Origin of the sequence: Actinomadura soli (genome assembly GCF_005889715.1) — a bacterium.
Classification (GTDB): domain Bacteria; phylum Actinomycetota; class Actinomycetes; order Streptosporangiales; family Streptosporangiaceae; genus Spirillospora; species Spirillospora soli.
Map to the genome: position 1 here is coordinate 1 of NZ_VCKW01000182.1, position 18,019 is coordinate 18,019.

Below are 18,019 nucleotides of genomic sequence, written 5' to 3' on the forward strand. Positions count from 1 at the left end.
CCTCGGGGATGGGGGGTTCTGCGCTGCTGCGTGTCGCGGGGCTACCCGCGAGTCTGTGGCTGGCCGGCAGCGCACCGGGATTGTTCGCCCGCATCCGCGAGCTGGAGGAGGCGACCGCGCGGTACCGTGCGCACGGCGCCCGGGTCGCGAGGGTGATGGGTGAAATCCTCGTTCCCGCGCCCGTGCTGACCGCGCGCGAGCGTGCCGCCGCGCTCATGGTCCGGCGGAGCCTGCAGAAGGGCGTGCCGGTCGACGGCGCGGTCTGCGCCCGGCTGGCCGTGCTCGCCCCGGCGCCGCTGGACGCGGTGCTGCCGCGGATCGCCGCCGAGTCCGCCGCGCTCGGCGCGATGGAGCGCGCGCTGGACGACACCGCCCGCGCACTGCGCGACAGCGGCCCGCCCCCGCACCCCACAGGCAGGTGTCCCCAAGGACTCGCTGGCGACCGATTCCGCCCCGGTCGCCCGCGCCCAGCACCGAGCGCGAGCGGAGGTGACCGCGCAACGGAGAACACCGCGCGCCAGATCGAGGTCGTCGAGCCGGTGACGCTGATCAAGGCGTTCACCGACGGCTCCTGCACCGGAGCCTGCTCGGGACGGCAGTGCCCGCCGAACCCCGGCGGCAGCGAGTGAGGTCAACGCCGCCTCCGTCGTCCAGCGATGGGTCGGCCGGCGAGATGAGCCGGTCGGTGATGGCGGCTCTCCATAGATGGCGGGCCGGGAGGCGGTCACCGGGCACGCCCGCGCCGCCCTCGGCTGCCGCCCTTCGCGCTGGTTCCCGGCGGTCCCGCCGATCTTCTCGCGATCCGGGCGGCGGACCTGGACGAGGCCGTCGCCGCCGCGACCGAGGACCGGATCGTGCTGCGCGGCGGCAGGGTCGTCGCCCGCACGTGCGTCACCTGGGACATCGTCCCCGCGTTCGTCCCCGCACCGGAGGAGCCGCCCGCATGACCGGACGCAAGCTGCTGCGCATCGAGGCGCGCAACGCCGAGGTGCCGATCATGCGCAAGCCGGAATGACTGCGGGTTCGCGCGCACCTGGGCCCGCAGTACCGGACACTGGCCGGGCTGGGTGCAGGTCGAGGGGCTGCACACGGTGTGCCAGGAGGCGGGCTGCCTCAACATCCATGAATGCTGGGAGGACCGTGAGGCCACGTTCCTGATCGGCGGGGACCAGTGCACCCGGCGATGCGACTTCTGCCAGATCGACACCGCCGGCCCGCCCCGCTGGACCGGACGAGCCGCACCGCGTGGCCGAGTCGGTGGCGCGGATGGGGCTGCGGTACGCCACCGTGACCGGCGTCGCCCGCGACGGCCTGGTCGGCGGCGGCGCCTGGCTGTACGCCGAGACCGTCCGGCGGATCCACGCCGCCGTCGCGGGCTGCGGCGTCGAGCTGCTGATTCCCGACTTCAACGCCGTCCCCGAGCAGCTCGCCGAGGTGTTCTCGTCCCGGCCTGAGGTGCTGGCGCACAACGTGGAGACGGTGCCGCGGATCTTCAAGCGGATCCGGCCGGGATTCCGCTACGAGCGGTCGCTGGAGGTCATCACCGCCGCCCGCGTCGGCGGCATGGTCACCAAGTCCAATCTGATCCTGGGCATGGGCGAGACCCGCGAGGAGGTCTCAGAGGCCCTGCGCGACCTGCGCGCCGCCGGTTGCGACCTGATCACGATCACCCAGTACCTGCGGCCGAGCGCCCGGCATCACCCGGTGGAGCGGTGGGTGAAGCCGGAGGAGTTCGTCGAGCTGTCGGCCGAGGCGGAGGAGATCGGTTTCGCGGGCGTGATGTCGGGGCCGCTCGTCCGATCCAGCTACCGCGCCGGGCGCCTCTACAGGCAGGCACTTGAGGACTCCGTCTCGTAGGTGCAGAGCAGGTAGAAGGCGGTGATCTTGCTGGGCAGGTCCGGGAACAGGAGTTCGCCGGACGGGTGAGGCCGCACCGGAAGATCGGCTTCCACGACGCCGTGGAAGAGACAGGGCCAGTCGGCGCTCGTCACGCAGTCGACCGGGACGCCGGTGCAGGTGCACGGTTCGTCCGGACGGTGGCCGTGGTGGCCGTGGCCGAAGAACAGGGCGGGCAGGACGGACGTGCAGCCCGGGTCGGCCAGCTCGATGAACAGCTCGATCCGGGTGACGCGGAGGTCGCAGCCGCCGGGAACGTAGGGGAACAGCTCGCGGGTCAGGCGCAGCGGCCAGCGGCGGTCCGGGGTCTGGAGGCGGTACCAGTCGTCCGGGAGGTCTCGCCGGACGTCGATGAGCCGGAGCCCGGCGCCGGGGAGGCGACGTGCGGCGGCGGCGCGGGCGGCGGCGCGCAGGACGTCGCCGCCCTCCCGCGAGACGTAGTTCCAGTGCATGACCACGTCGCTGAGGCTGCCGAGCGGGAAGCGGTTGTCCTCGGGCGGCAGTTCGATGCGGCAGCGGCTGACGAGGCCGCGGTACTCGAACGGCAGGTAGCGCTCGTCGCGGAAGTTCAACTCGAACATGCCGGAGTCGTTCTGGCCGCTGGACGTGGCGATGGCCTCGGTCGCGTCATAGGCGTGGACGATCCGCGGGTCGTCCGGCACGGCTTCGTAGCCGGAGGCCGGATCGCCGGCCGTCGCGCAGCGGGTGCAGTCGCCGGTCGCGCACGGGCAGGTGCGCGGGGTGCCGCCGCCCGGGCAGCGGCAGGGGCCGGGCGCGGGCAGCCCGGGCGGGGCACTGCAGCAGCGCGCGGGCGCGTCGCGCAGGGACGGGTCGACGCGCGTCTGGCTGCTCAACAGCGTCAGCCGGCAGTTGATGCTGGTGAACGGACCGACCACGCAGGGGATCGTCAGGCTGACGTTCTTGATCCGCCGCATGTAGTGGCCGGGATGGTCGAGGTCGAGCAGCCATTCCGGGATCTCGATCTCGCAGTAGCCGGTCTGCTGGAGCTGCAGGAACGCCATCGGGAAGTCGGCGCGCAGGGACAGGTGCCGGGTCAGCTCGTACTCGCGGCAGTTCTCCTCGACGTAGACGGTCTCGATCCGGCGCAGCGCCAGCTGCAGGCGCTCCCCCGCGAGGAGCCCGTCGCGCAGCGACTCCCAGCCGGGGGACGGCAGCGCCGGGGCCGGGGTGCCGCGCTCGTGGACGAACGCGCGCCGCGCCCGGCGGGCCAGCCGCAGCGCGAGGTCGTACATCTGCCGGTGCAGCGCGGCGGTCTCGCGTTGCAGGTGCAGGTACAGCTCGGCGCTGGAGAACCGGTCGCGCAGGTAGTCCTGGACCTCGCGGGCGTTGTCGATCTGCCGCTGCTGGACGTTCAGGTCGCGCAGCGCCGCGTCCCGGTGCCGCTCGGCGGCGAGGATCTGCCGCTCGATCTGCTGCAGCTCGACGCCGATCACCTGGACCTGGTGGCGCCACTCGTCCTCGCGGCGCTGCCAGCCGCCCTCGGTCAGGCTGAGGCCGCCGGTCGTGCCGGCGTTCTCCGCCACCGAGGCGAGGATCCGCGCGGCCGTGCTGAAGCCCGCCGCGAGCTTGTTGCCCAGCGGGAACTGGTTGAACTGGAGCGGGGTGCCCGCGAACCCGGCGACGCCCAGCCAGAAGTCGGGCGACAGGCCGATGCCCTGGGCGATGCCTTCGGAGACGTTGCCCGCGATCCGCGAGGCGGTCGACACCACGGTCATCGCCTCGTACCCGATCTCACCGGCGTTGTTGCCCGCGCGGAGCAGCGCCTGGTTGTACGCCAGCCTGGTCAGCGCGCCCTGCTTGGTCTTCTGCAGCGCCTGGACCTGCCAGTCGGCCTCCCGCCACTGGAACTGCCGCGTCCGCAGGCCGAGCTCGGTGAGCTGCCGCTCGTGGGCGGCGCGCAGCGAGGCGAGGGCCTCGGCGTCGCCCTTCTCGTAGGCGGCGAGCAGGCTCGCGCCGAGCGCGCGGACCTCGCCCGCCAGGTCCAGCGCCTTCTGGACGAGGAAGGTGAACCGGTACGGGCCGACCGGGCCGTGGCAGGCCGTGCCGTCGCAGCCCTCCGCGCAGACGTCGGCGGCGTCGGCGTGCACGTCAGGGCCGCGGTGCAGCCGGTGGGCGTCGATGTCGTGCCGGACGAGCGCCAGCCGGTCACCGGCCCGCTCGTAGAGGGCGAGGAGCCGCGGGTTGAGCGGGGCGGGGAGGGCGTGGAAGTCCGCGAGCTCGGCGGGGTCGTCGTCGGGTTCGCCGGTGATCCGCCTCGGCGTGCGGCCGAGCAGGCGGGCCAGCACGTCGAGCAGGACGCGGGCCTGCCGCGCGCCCTCCAGGTCGCCGCGGGCGAACGCGGCGTCCGCGGCCTGCGCGAGGGTCTCGGCGTAGGACAGGACGACGTCCTGACGCCGCGCCACCTCGGTGCCGTACGAGGACGTCCGCCACGTGTTGTCGGACTCCAGCGGCCGGTACGCGAGGCCGTACCAGGCCAGCGCCGCCTCGTGGCGGCAGTGGGCGCGCAGCGCGCTCGCGACCGCCGCCGCGACCGGGAACGGCGACAGGGGCAGGAGCGGCGCGCCGGGCGGCCTCATCGTGAAGTACGGGTAGGCGGCCATGGCGCCCGGGAAGGTGACGACCGGCGGGTCGGGGGCCGTGACCAGGGGCAGGACGACCGCGTCGTCCGGTGGCATGTCATAGCGGAATCCCGGCGCGGTGGGGTCGGTGTGCCCGGTGGGCGCTTGGGCGTCCGGCACGGTGAAGCGGAGGGAGTCGCCCGTGCGGCCCTCGAACACCAGCCGCAGGGCGCCGTGGCCGGGACGCAGCCGCACCGCCTCCGCGCTGCGGCGCGGCGGCTCGAACCTGCCGTCGCGGACGCGGCACCAGTACAGGTGCGCGGCGTCGTCCGGGGGCCAGGCGAGGAGGCCGGGCAGCTTGTCGGGACGGTGCCAGTCGGACGTCTGGTCGGCCGGGCCCTCCGGGGTCGAGACCACGACCCCGGCGTCGGCGTCCTGGGCCGCGTCGGCGTCGTCGTACAGCGCGGCGCCCGCCAGCCAGAAGTAGTACTCGTCGATGCCGTCGTCGGGACGGTCCTCACCGCAGTCCCGGCAGCAGCCGGCGGCGTGCCCGTACGGGGCGAGATGCGCCGACGCGGGCGGGATCCCCGCCGCCGCGATCCGGATGAACGGGACACCCAGCGAGATCGCCGCCGTCAGCCACAGCGGCAGCTCGCGCCCCTGCACGGCCTCCATTTCCTGCCGGGCGTGGAGTTCGATGGGCCCGTCGTCGTCTCCGTTCCCATCGCCATTGCCGTTGCCGTTGCCATTTCCGTTGCCGTTGCCGTTGCCATTTCCGTTGCCGTTGCCGTTGCCATTTCCGTTGCCATTTCCGTTGCCGTTGCCGTTGGTCGCGGTGGGCAGGGCGATCGGGGCGAGCCAGGACGGCTGGGCGGGCGGTGCCGGGGTGCCGAGCAGCCCGAGACCCTCCGGCGCGGGGTACAGCAGCCGTTCCGCCGCGAGCGTCCCGTCCTGGAGCAGGGTGAGGGTGGGGTGCTCCGGCGGACGGCTTCCGCTCCACCAGGCCAGGCCGCCGGGGACCGGGACGGTGAGCGAGTCCTCGCGGAGCCGCGCGTGCAGCATCCGGAACGCCTCAGAGCGGCGCGCCTCATGCAGGTCGTCCCACTCGATCCAGTTCTCCGGGTACGCCTCGCGCTGCGCGCACGCATGCCATTGCGCGAACGTCGCGAACCGGTTCCGCCACAGTTCGCGCAGCGCGTAGGGAATGGGCAGCGACGGCTCGACGCCGAGCAACGCGCGCTGCATGAACGCCTGGACGGCCGCGATGCCGTCCTCGATCCGGGTCACCCGCTGGACCAGGCCCGCCTGGACGTCCTGGAGCAGCAGGTCGGACAGGTCGCGGGGCCCGGCGGCGAATCGTCCTGGGCCGCTCAGGTAGGCCAGCAGGGCGCGCCGGGCCCGCTCGCGCAGCCTGTCGTTGAGCTGCCGCAGGTCGGTGTAGCGGCGCGGCCGCCCGTTCTCGATGTAGGCGTCCTCGACGAACCGCATGAGGTCGGCGGTGCCGGAGAGCGGCGGCGTCCCGACGGGGGCGCCGGGGTCGTCGGCCGCCCACAGGTAGGGATGGGCGGCGCCGATCTCGCGCGGGACGAGGTGGGCGGTCACCCGGTGCAGCAGCCGCGAGCCGAGCCAGGCGCGGATCGCCCAGCGCTCGTCCTCCAGGTCGTGCGGGCCCAGCCGGTACGGGTCGGGCGGGACGTCGAAGTAGGCGCTAAGGAGCGGCGCGTGCCGGGCGTCCACGCCGAGGTGCCGCAGCAGGTTGACGGGGTCGTCCGGCTGCTGCTCGGACACTTCGGCGAACAGCAGCCAGGCCGGGCGCTCGCGCGCCGTCCGGGTGTCGCGCCGCAGGCCGGCGTAGTCGTAGAGGCGCTCCCAGACGTCGAAGAGCGCGGCCTGGCGGGGGCGCCCCGGGTCGCTGCGCTGGTCGTCCACGGCGCTGGTCAGGTACGGGTCGCCGACGGGCAGCAGGTCGGGCGAGAGCCAGGCGCGGTGCGTGCCGAAGGACGCGGCCCCGGTGCGGGGATGGGACGTGCCCGCGAACGTCTCGCCGTGCGCGAGCAGGTATCCCAGCTCGGACTGCCGGTAGCCGGGCACCGGCTGCGCCGACAGCCCGAACCGGTGCGCCACGAGCAGCGCCTTGAAGGCCCGCTGGTAGGTGCGCCGGATGTCGCGCAGGCTGCTGGTGTAGAGGCCGTTCAGCCAGGCGGCGGCGTTCTCGCCCGGCCGGATGACCGACAGCGCCCGCCCGCCCGCGACCGCGGCCCCGTCGCCCGCCGCCGTCGCGGTCGTGGCATCGGTCGGGTTGCGGACGACGCCCTCGCCGAGCGTCGCGGACTTCGCGGCGCGGAACAGCCGGTCGAACGGCAGGGTGGTGACGGCGTCGCCGGTGTCGGGCCCGGCGTACCCGAACCGGAACCCGGTGCGGGCCGGCTCGACGTCGGCGCGTCCGGCGAACCTCGGCTTGACCTGGCGGGCCTCGATCGTGATCTCGTACGCGCCGCGCCGCAGCCGCAGCGGGCCCGACACGTGGCCCGGCGCCTCGTCGCCCGGCATCCCGTGGTTCAGGACGGCCCAGGTGCGCTGCCCCCGCCGCAGGACGACCCGCCAGCGCCGTCCCTCGCACCAGTCCCCGTGCTCGTCGTGCTCATGCTCGTGGTCATGGTCGTGCTCATCGGCGTCGGCGGACGGCTCCCCCGCGTTGAAGCGGTAGACGCCCTCCTGCTCCACCAGCAGGACGCCGTGCCAGCGCACCGCGAACGGCTCGGCCCCGCCGAGCGGCTCGCCCGTCGCGTCCAGGAGCGCGAGACCGTTGCGGATGCTGACATACCGCTCCTGCTCGTCCGTCAGCTCCAGGTCCATCGCCGGGAGGACGGTCGGCCCGGGCGCGTTCAGCGCGTTCCGGACGTCCCCGAACGCGCTGAGCGGCCCGCGGACCTCCCGCCACCGCAGCGCGCCGCGCGGGACGTCCGGACGGTACTCGCCGACGACACCCGTTCCGCGCAGGCCGAGCAGCGCGGCGAACGCGCCCGCGCCCGGCCGCCACGGCCAGGTGACGTCCGGCGGGGCGCCCGAGTCGTTCTCCCATGGGGTCAGCCCGAAGTTCTCGTCCGCCCAGAGCCCGCGCAGGATCAGCCAAGCCGCGTCGGTGGTCGGGCCTGGATCGGCCGACCCGGAGCCGGTCGCGGTGAGCACGTGCCGGGCGAGGTGCTCGGCGACGACCCGGCTGCGCCGCACGAACAGCGCGTACGCCTGCTGGAACAGGGCGAAGCGGGAGTCGTCGTCCCCTTCCTGGACGAGCGACTCGATGGCCTGCACCGGATTCTCGAACAGCGCGGCGAACGGCGCCCACGCCGCCCGCGGCGCGAAGTACAGGTCGCGGACCGCGCGGCGCTCGGCCGGGTTGAGCGGGCGCAGGCGCAGCAGCCGGTCGAGGACGTCGGCGTCCCGCAGCGGCAGCAGGCAGTACAGCTCCTCGGTGGCGCGGTCGTAGGCGAAACCGCCTTCCGGTGGCCCGCCGGCCCACATGTCCGGGGAGGTGTCGGCGGCGGGCAGCGGCACCGCGAACCGCGTCTCGGCCGCGCTCACGGGGATGCCGCGGCGGCGCAGCTCGGCGGCGAAGAAGCGGCGGCCGAGCAGGTCGAAGGGGTCGGGAGCGCCGGTCGGCGCGGTGTACCCGAAGTCGGTGCGGACGGACGCGGCGATCCGCGTCCAGGTCCAGGTGGCGGCCTCCTCGCCGGGCACTGTGACGTCGCCGAGCGCGGCGCGCAGCGTCCACAGCGAGTGCGGGCCGAGCCCGTCGAACGGCTCGGTATCTCCGAGCCCCAGCGGGTCGTCGGCGGCTTCGTTGCGGTCCTGGAGGGGGAAGGGGTCGTCGCCGCCGAGGTGGCCGTCCGTGGTGAACAGGAACAGCAGCTCGCCGACGGTGAACGGGGACAGGTAGATCTTCAGCAGCGCCTCGGCGAACCGCAGCGTGGCGGCGGGCCGGGCGTGCCAGGTGTCGGACGGCGTGTCCGGGTCGAAGCCGCAGAGCACCGACAGCGGGTCCAGGTTCGCGCCGATGATCTTGATGAGTTCCGGGGTCGCCTCCAGCTCCGGGTCGACCCGTCCGGCGGTCTCCTCGACGCCGTCCAGGAGCAGGCCGACCGCGTGCGCCCACTCGGCGGGGGTGGCGCTGTCCACCCACAGGGCGAGGAGCGGGATCCGGCCCAGCGGGCCCGCCTCGTCGCCGCCGCCGAGCGGCAGCCGGAGGTCGTCGCACAGCATGAGCAGCGCGGCGAGCTGCCGGGGGAAGTCCGGGTTGACCGCGCCCTCCGGGGTGAACAGGGACAGGACGGCGTCGAGGTCGGCGAGCGTGCGGAACGTCAGGCCGCCGCCGCAGCGTTCGCGCAGCGCCCGCCAGAGCCGCACGACCAGCGCGAGCCGCACGAGCGCGGCGGAGCGGTCGGCGTCGTCGCGCTCGCTGAGGAAACGCACCCGGTACTCCTCCGGGTGGCACGGCGGGCAGTCCGGCATGGGTCCGTACCCGTCGCCCCCGCGCTGGCGCTGCCGGGGGATCGTCACCAGGTCGAACGGGACGATCTCGCTGCGCTGCAGTGCGGCCAGGTCGCAGTACTCCAGGCCGGTGCGCGCGAGCAGTTCGGGGAGCAGCACGGCGATCTTCGACCAGTGCGTCCGGCCGACCCGGGGCTTCGTGAACCCGTAGAGCTGCCACGCCGCGGGCACGCCTTCGGACGGCTCCTCGCCGGGCGTGCGGGTGAAGAACATCGCGTACTCGTGCACGCTCAGGCACAGGTATTCGAGCGCCGTCTCCAGCCGGACGGGATAGCGCCAGCGGTACGCCGCGAACCCGTCCGGCTCGTGGGCCGGGTCGAGCGCGAACTCGGTGATCCGCTTGCGGAACCGGCGCATGATCTCGAACCGGCTCGTGCCCGCCGCCTGGAGGTAGGAGCGGACGGTGTCGAGCGCCTGGTCGTAGGGCAGCAGCGGCGACCCGGCGTCGGCGCGCAGCGCCGCGTAGGCGGCGGGCAGCGGCGCGGACGGCGCGGAGTGCTCCGGCATCGCCGCGAGCAGCGTGCCGGGGTCGTGCGCGTCCGGGCCGGTGAGGGCGTGCCCGCCGACCTCGCCGGACGCGGTGTCGAACACGGCGCCGGACGGCGTCCCGCCGCCCGCGACCGCCGCGGCGAGATGCTCCAGGCTCTCGTTGACCAGGTCGACGGACGGGACCGGCGTCGCGAGGTTCGCCTCCGTGGCGTGCAGGTCGCCGAGCGGCCCGCGCCGCTCGTCCAGCAGGCCGCCGAGCGTCTCCTCCTCGGCCGGGAAGGGCTCCGCGCAGGTGCTCGCCGCCGACAGCCGCAGCAGCTCGCTCAGATACGCCACCAGCCCGAACGGGGACAGGTACTCGGGCGGCAGGCAGTCGGTGAGCGTCCCCGGGTTGACCGGCGCGAACCCTTCGCCCTCGCCCGGCGGCTCGAACCGGGAGCCGCCCGCCGCCTCCTGGATGTCCGCCGCGTACGGGTGCGCGACCGTCCCTTCGAGCGCCTGCTCGAAGTCGTCCGGGCTGAGCGCGGTCACGGCGTCGAGCGTCGTGAACCCCCGCGCGTAGAGCGCCTCCATCAGCGAGAACCGCAGCTCGGCCTGCGGTTCGCCGGTCGCCGCGAACGCGGTCAGCACGTGCAGCGCGTCGATCGCGTCGAGCGCCGCGAGCAGCCAGGTCCGGGCCTGCGGGTCGCCCGGGAACACGTCGAGGACGGCCGACCGCGTCGCGTCGGGGTCGCGCGGGGTGCCCGGCGTGTACGTGCCGCCGCCGTGCGCCGCGTACCGGGCCTCGAACGCGGCGAAGATGTCGGGGTCAGGCCGCTCCAGCGTGGACGGGGCCCCCTCCGCCGGTGTCGTCGCCGACGCCGGGGAGAACGGGACGGTGAAGAACTGCCGCAGGTGCCGGAGGAACGCGTCGACCCTGTCCTCGGGGGTGCTGGCCGTCCCGACCTCGGTGAACGGCGGCAGCAGGTCGAGGCGCGGCGGCGCGCCCGGCGGCAGGAACAGCGTGCGCCACCGCTCGTCGGTGACCGCCCGCAGCTGGGCCGCCGTGGTCACCCCGAGGTCGGTGGTGATCGCGGTGATGAGCGGCGCGAAGCCGCCGGTGACGGCGTGCAGCAGCAGGTTGAGGTACGCGGCGGCGCCGGGCCCGGACGCCGTCGCCGGGCCCCAGAAGTCGGCGTCGATGGTGGGGGTCGGCCCGGCGTGCGCCAGCCAGGACTCGACGAGCGGCCGGACGGCCGCGTTCAGCGTGACGCGCGGCGCGGGCGCCGCGGCCTGCCCGATGGCGCGCAGCCGCCGCGCGGCCTGCGCCGGGACGAGCGCGGCCGTGGACCCGGGCGTGGCGGCGGGCGCCTCGGAGGCCCCGACCGTGCCCGCCTCGATCGCGGTCTCGATCGTCACCAGCACCTTGGCCTCGGTGTCGACGCTCGCCATCGCGAACCGCTGCGGCACGTCCACTTGCGGCGGGAGCTGCGCGCCGAGCGCGTAGAAGTACGGCGCCGGGACGATGAACGGCGGGTTCAGCGGGGTCCCCGCCGGGTCGCCGGTGAGCAGCACCGACGCGTGCCGGAGCGTCGTCCCGTCCCCGGCGCCGGACGGCAGCGGGAACGTCAGCAGCGCCGTGCGCGCCCCGTCCACCGCCCCCTGCGCCGGGCCGGGGCCGGTGAGGTTCTCCCCCGCGCTGAGCCGCTCGCACATCATCGCGGCCCAGACCGCGTAGACGTACCCGGTCAGCCGCAGCGCGTTCCCGTCGTGCGTGGCGTAGTAGCCCTCGAGTTCGGCCTCGAAACGGCGCCGGTCGTTGTCGGCGTCCTCGGCCTTGACCAGCGGGTCGGGCTGCGGGGTCGTGTACATCTGGGCGAGCGGCCGCGGCTCGGGCGGCGGCGGGTAGATCGCCCGGTCCCACTCGATCTCCGCGGCGACGTGCCGCGCCTGCGCCGCGCTGAGCGTGGTGCGCTGGGCGATCGTCCGGCCGTCCGCCGGGTCGAGGGCGAGGACCGCGTTGACGGCGTCGCGCAGGGACGCGAAGTCTGGCGGGGCGCCGTCCGGCGGCAGCTCCAGGTGCGCGCCCGTGCCGGACGCGACGGCGGGCAGCACCGCGTACGCGCTCGGCGCGAGCGCCACCACGTCGGCGAGCAGGTTGGGCAGCGTCCCCACGGTGACGACGGACGCGTTGAAGTCGATCCGCCGGTCGGCGATCTGCTTGCCGTTCCGGGTGAGCTTGAGCCGCAGGTCGAACGCGGTGGCCGCCGGGTACTCCGGGTGCCCGGCGGGCGGGTTCGCGACGATCACGGCGGTGGCCGCGGCGGCGGGCTTGCGCGTCGTCGGCGGGCTCGGCGGGAGCCCGCCGGTGTCGACGAAGTGCTGGACGATCGCCGTGCTGGTGAGGTCGACGGTGAGGTCCCCGACCGAGGCCGAGGTGAGCACTCCGCTCGCCGTGCCGAGGGAGTCCCCGTCGACGGTCGAGCCGAAGCGGAGGTCGAACGCCTCGATCTTCAGCCCGGCCAGCGCCGCGGTGAAGCCCGCGCCGTCGACCGGCCGGGTGGGGCGCAGCCTCACGATGATGAGAGTGGGCATGGGCCTCGTCCTTTCCCCTACTTCCAGTACGACTTGATGAATCCGCCGATGGCGCCCGCTGCGCCCCCCACGGCGGCACCGACGGCGGTGCCCACGCCCGGCACGATGGAGCCGACGACCGCGCCGATCGCGGCGCCCGTCGCGGCGCCCGCGAGGGTGCCGGCGGCGACGCCCGCCTCGCGGCTGCCGGTGGCCTCGGTGACGACGCCCTCGACCTTCCCGCCGACGTAGCCCCCGGCGACGAGCCCGCCCGCCGCGATCCCGGTGACCGGGTTCGCGGACAGGCCGATCACGGCGCTGCTCACGCCCACCGTCGCGTCCGCCTTCTCGGCGGTCGTCTGCGCGTTCGCGGCCTGGTGCACGCTGGCGACCACGGCCAGGGGTCCGGCGATCTTCCCCACCACGCGCAGCGCCGGCGCGGCCGCGCGCAGCAGCCGGCCGGCCTTGCTCGCCACCGAGACGGCCTCACCGGCCCCCTCCGCGGCGGGGGCCGCCGTCTTGGCCGCCTCGACCACCGAGTCCGCCACCCTGACCTTGGCCCCGGCCTTGCTCGCGGCCAGGGCCGACTCGGTCTCCGTCGCCACGCGGATCTGGGCCGTTCCCGCCTCCGCCGCGGCCCCGGCCTCCGCCGCCACCGCCCCGGCGGGCATCGGGCCCGGCGGGGTCACGCCGTTGACCGTCGTCAGCTCCACCCCGTAGACGCCGTACTTCTGGGCGATCGCGCCGCCGCCGTACTTGACGTCGCCGATCTTCTCCGCGACCTGGGCGGTGAGCTGGTCGCCGACCGCGAGCGACTTGCCCTCCTTGACGGCCACGAGATCGAGGTTGTGCGAGCCCTTCGGACCGCCCGGCGTCCCGCCGATCTGCTGGATCCGCCCGGCGACCACGCGGACCTCCGAGTAGATGCGCTCGATGCCGAGGAGGGGGGACTGGGCCGATTTCAGCCGTCCGAGGAGGTCGGTGACCTGGGCGTGCGCCGCCGTCCCGAACGGGCTCGCGCCGCGCCTGGTGAAGTCCAGCGCCCGCCCGGCCCCGGTCTCGAATCCCGCCTGGTTGCGCAGGAAGGTGAACAGGTCGTCGATGTTGTTGGCGCCGGGCGGCGTCCCCTGGTGGCCGGACGGGTCGACGAGGCGGAGGGGGTTGGCGGCGACGTAGACGTACGGGGACGGCGAGTCCTGCGTCCCGGCCGGGTCGGGGCTGACCCAGCGGGCGAGCCACGGGGCGTAGAACCGGGCGCCGTGGCACTGGAGGCCGCTCTCCCGGTCGCGTTCCCGTCCCGTGAACCGGTACCGCTTCGGGGCGGCCCGCGCGCCGGGGGACACGGTCTCGTACGCCGTGCTGCCGTACGGGTGGAACTCCTCGTGCGTGAGGACGCGCCCCCCCTGGTCGAGTTCCAGCGTCGGCGAACCGAGGTGGTCGTCGAGCTGGTGCCGGACGAGCAGCTCGGGCCCCTTGTCGGTGCCGCGCGTGCGCTTCTCGATGAGCGCGACGCGGCGGTCTTCGTCCAGGACGTGCAGGGTCGTCCGCTCCACCGTCACCTCGCCGTCCGGGGCGTACTCCCGGAACACCTCGAACGGGCCCAGGTAGAGGCGCTCGCGGACGCGGATCCGCCCGCCGTCCGGGCCCGGCCGGTCGGTGATCTTCCGCACCCGGGTACCGGCGGAGTCGTAGCACGACCAGGTGGACTCGGGCAGCGCGCCCGCGTCCGCGCGTGCGCCCGGTGGGCGGTGGGCGGTGACGTGCAGGCGGTCTTCGGTGTCCCAGCCGAGGAACGCGAGGCCGGGCAGCGCGGTGACGTTGCCCTGCGCGTCGTGCTCGAAGGCCACGCCGTCGACGGCGCCGAGCCGGTTGCCCGTGACGCCGGGTTCGAGAAGGCTCTCCTGGTCGTAGCGGTACGTCCGCGTCCAGCCGGACGTGGCGGAGTCGGCCACCGCGTGCACGATCTGGAGGAGGTTCCCGACCGGGTCGTACTCGTACCGCTCGGTGTAGCGGCTCATCGCGCGACCGTCGTGGGGGTGCAGCGGCGGCGGCCCGCCCGGCTGCGGGCCCGGCGGGCGGACGCCGTCTGCCTGGGCGAGGTGTTCGCGTCCGGTCGCCTCGGCCAGCCGGTACAGCGCGTCGTAGCGGTACCGCCCGCCCGGCCGGACCACCTGGTTGCGGAAGAACAGCGTCTGCTGCGACTCGTCGCGGACGGACGTCACGTTCCCGGACGGGTCGTACACGTGCCGCAGGTCCTGGAGGCGGTCGCCGTCCCGTTCGGTGACGATGCCGCGCAGCAGGAACGTGAACGGGTCGTAGGAGTAGCCGGTCCGCGCCCCGTTGGCGTGCTCGACCGCGATCCGCTGCCCGCGCGCGTTGTAGTCCATGCCGGTGACGACGGGGACGGGGTCCTCGCCGGCGGGCTGCGCGTCCAGCCGTTCGAGGAACCCGGCCGGGTTGTAGGACGCGGTGATCGTCCCGCCGTCCGGCGCGGTGATCCGGACCGGGCGGCCCTGGGCGTCGAACGCGACGCGTCCGGTGTACCGCTCGGGTTCGAGTTCGACCGGGCCCGACCAGTCGGGGGCCTCGCGGAAGCCGGTGGTGACCTGCCGGGTCGCTTCGGCGAGGTTGCCCTCGGGGTCGTAGCGGTCGTGGACGACGACACCGGCCCCGTCGAACGTCCGGTGGACCTGGGCGCGCAGGTTGCGGGCGGCGGCGTCCGGCACGCCCTCGCCGTACTCGACGCGCTGGTGCTCGCGCTCGCCGTCGATGCCGGGACCGGCCACGAACGACCGGACGGGACGGTGCAGCGGGTCGTACTCGGTGCGGAACGCGAACCCGCGCGCCGTCCAGGAGGCGCAGGCGGTGCCGAGCACGTCGCGCAGGACGAGCCCGGGCCCGCTGTCCATGCCGGCGCGGCGGATCAGCCCGCCCACCATGTCGTAGCCGATCCGGGTGACCGCGCGGCCCAGCGGGTCGCGGATCTCCCGGGCACGGCCCTGGACGTCCAGCCGGACGAGCATCCGGTCGTACCGGTCGTCCGCCGTTCCGTCCGCGCCGCGGTCGTGCCGGACGGTCAGGAAAGACCGGCCGAGCGAGTCCGCCCAGGCGCGGGCCGGGGTGCCCGCGTGGGCGAGGGTCTGCGCGGCGGCGCTCCGCTCGTCCGCGCCGAGCTCGCCGGTGACGCGGATCTCGTACCAGGTCCGCCAGGGCGTTCCCGCCGCGTCGAGCGCGTCGAGGTAGCGGCCGACGTGGCCGCGGACGTCGGGGTCGGCGTCCGGGCGCAGCGCGATCGTGTCGTTGGCGTCCCAGGTGGCGAGCCGCCACGGGTCGAAGACGACCTTGCCGTAGGAGCCGTCGGGATGCAGCGTGGCCGCGGCCCTGCCGACCGGGTCGTAGAACACGACGGCGCTCACCCCGGCGACGCGGGCGAACTCGAACTGGTGGGTGGCGCTGAAGAACGGCTCGTAGCGGCGGACCGGGAGGCCCTTGTTGTTGTAGATCGTCCATCCGGTGCCGCTCCATCGGGGGCGGCCGTCCGCGCCCGGCTCGGCCTGGGACTTGTGCTGCGCCTCCCGTCCGGTGCCGTCGGAGTAGGTGATGAGCTGCTGGAGGACGGTGGGCTCGCCGGGAGGTTGCGCGGCGACGTGCACGGTCCGGGTCAGCACTGCCGTCGCCGGCGGATGGGGGTGCGCGCCGTCGCGCGTGCGGTGGTACGCGCCCGGGTCGTAGAGGTCGCGGCTGGTCGCCCGCCCGAGCAGCCGTTGCGCGAGGCCGGGCTGGTGCGGGTCGGCGAAGTAGGCGAGCAGGTCGGCGTCGCTCGGGTCGGGGTCGAGCCCGGCGACCGAGTCGCCCAGGTCGTCGCGGTCGTCGCCCGGCTTGCCGCGGACGGCCGTGGCGGTGAGCCGGCCGAGCGCGTCGTAGGCGGCCTCGGTCAGGTTGCCGTTGGCGTCGCAGGTGACCCTGGGCTTGAGCACCCGGTAGTCGTAGCCGCCCGGCAGGACGCGGTCGCCGTCGCGCTCCCCGACGCTGACGACGTTGCCGGCGGCGTCCGTGGAGGAGACGACGAGCAGGTCGTACGGGTCGTACCGGAGCCGCGTCGTGGCGCCGAACGGGTCGACGAAGGCGTGCGGCTGGTAGAAGCGGGCGGCGGGCGGGCGTCCGTCCTCGGGTGTGAACACCACGTGCCCGGACGGCGACCACCAGGCCCCGTCCTCCCGCACGTATCCGGCCTCCGCCAGCCGGGAGGCGTCCACGCGGTCGCCGTACTCGGCGTCGATGAGGTCGTCGGTGAGCACCTGCCGGACGGTCTCGTGCGGCAGCGCGAGCGGTTCGAGCGCCCCGAACGGCAGCGGACCGCTCAGGTCGTCGCGCCAGAACAGCGACCGCTGCCGCTCCAGCAGCCGCCGCGCCGGTCCGCCCGAGCCGTCGTCGTCCCACGCGATGACCGGCAGGTCGGCGGTGACGCGGGCGAGCGCGTCCCGCAGCTCGTCCTCGCCGTACCGGGCACCGGACGGCCGGAGCCCGACGACCTCGGTGACCCGTTTCTCGCAGGGCAGCGGCGTCCGGTAGCCGGTACCGAGGTCGATCGCATGGGTGTACCGGTTCTCGGTGACCAGGACGCGGACGCGCGCCTGCTCGGCGCGGTCGGCGTCGGTGAGCACGGGGTCGGGATCGGGGTACCGCCGCCCGTAGGCCACCCCGACCGAGCGCAGCACGTCGCCGTACTCGTTCACGTCGAGGACGAACTCGTCCTGGACGCGGGGGTCGGCGACCTCGCGGCCGTCCACGACGTAAATGGCCCGCTCGTGCCGCTCGTCACGGGAACGGGTCTGGTAGGACGTGAAAACCGCGGGACGGTAGCCGTCCTTGCGCGGAGAGCCGTGCCCTGCCTGGCGCAGCTCCACCGTGTATTCACGCTCTGCGACGGTGTAGGGGCGCGAGCTCTGCGGGGTGCCGTCGAGGCCGTACGTTTCCTGGCGGAGCAGGCGTCCGCGGAGCACCCGGGCGGCCTCCCGCTCCTCGTCCGGGGTCAGCTCCGCCGGACGCGGCGGACCTCCCGGCCTGCGCGCGAGAACCCGCACCGGTTGCCCGGCCGCCCCGGTGTGGAACCACGAACGGACGAGGACGGGAGCGATGAACGCGGCCGGGTCGAGGTTGGTCGCGCCGGCCGGATCCAGCGCTCCGATCTCCTCGGTGTCCCACTGCTCGACCATGCCGAACCCGCCGAACTCGCGCTCGACGCCGTCGTAGTGGCCGTCGTGGTAGGCGTACCGGGTGGTGAACACGTTCCGGGACACGGCGTCGCGCGTCTCCACCCGCTCCACGACATGGACCGGGAAGGGGACCTTCGTGGGCCACGGACGCCCCGCCGCGCGGTCGGCCGCGTAGAACGCGGTCGACGTCGAGTACGTGACCGACGTCTCCGACCCGAGGTTGTTGCGCGTCCCGGTGAGCAGGTAGGGCTTGCCCGCGCGCATCAGGTCGACGTACCGCAGCGGCGAGGACGCGTCGCCGGGCAGCGGCGAGGACCACACGAGGCACAGCGTCCCGGTGCCGAGCAGGTCGATGGCGCTCGCCTGGACCGCCGAGTCGACGCGCGGGAACCGGACGCCCAGCTCCCCTGACGCCGACCAGCCGTTGCCGGACTGGTTGGCGTACATGCGGACGCCGTCCGCGCCCAGGTAGATCAGGTCGCTCGTGCCCGACCCGTCGACATCGGCGAGGATCACCCGCCGGGCGTCGAACTCGTCGGGACCGGCGGGCAGGGGCGCGCCGTCCATCACGACGCGGCGCCCGAACCGCCCGTGCCCGAGGTTCGGCCAGTAGCTGACGTCGCCTCGCCGGACCCGGACCAGGTCGGCCAGCCCATCGCCGGTCATGTCGGCGAACTGGACGGTCTCGGCGACGTCGCCCGAACGTATCCACGCGTCGGCGCCGAGACCGTCCAGTTC

The 18,019-nt window shown here is 74.6% G+C and carries 2 protein-coding genes and 2 pseudogenes; 2 read left to right on the plus strand and 2 right to left on the minus strand.

Features of this window, described 5'->3' with window-relative positions:
* Both ETD83_RS28755 and ETD83_RS28760 read left to right on the plus strand, forming a co-directional pair.
* A pseudogene (locus tag ETD83_RS28755) lies at window positions 1-629 on the plus strand (hypothetical protein); the annotation flags it as partial.
* A 314-nt stretch (window positions 630-943) separates the two neighbouring features.
* A pseudogene (locus ETD83_RS28760) lies at window positions 944-1,857 on the plus strand (lipoyl synthase).
* Here ETD83_RS28760 and ETD83_RS28765 read toward each other — a convergent pair.
* Together ETD83_RS28765 and ETD83_RS28770 are read right to left on the minus strand one after the other, a co-directional pair.
* A complete protein-coding gene (locus ETD83_RS28765; RefSeq protein WP_138648349.1) occupies window positions 1,824-12,086 on the minus strand; it encodes a Tc toxin subunit A-related protein in 10,263 nt (3,420 codons plus the stop codon). The pseudogene ETD83_RS28760 and the gene ETD83_RS28765 overlap by 34 nt on opposite strands.
* A gap of 17 nt (window positions 12,087-12,103) precedes the next feature.
* A complete protein-coding gene (locus ETD83_RS28770; protein ID WP_205717941.1) occupies window positions 12,104-17,947 on the minus strand; it encodes a toxin TcdB middle/N-terminal domain-containing protein in 5,844 nt (1,947 codons plus the stop codon).
* Between the last annotated feature and the right edge of the window lie 72 nt (window positions 17,948-18,019).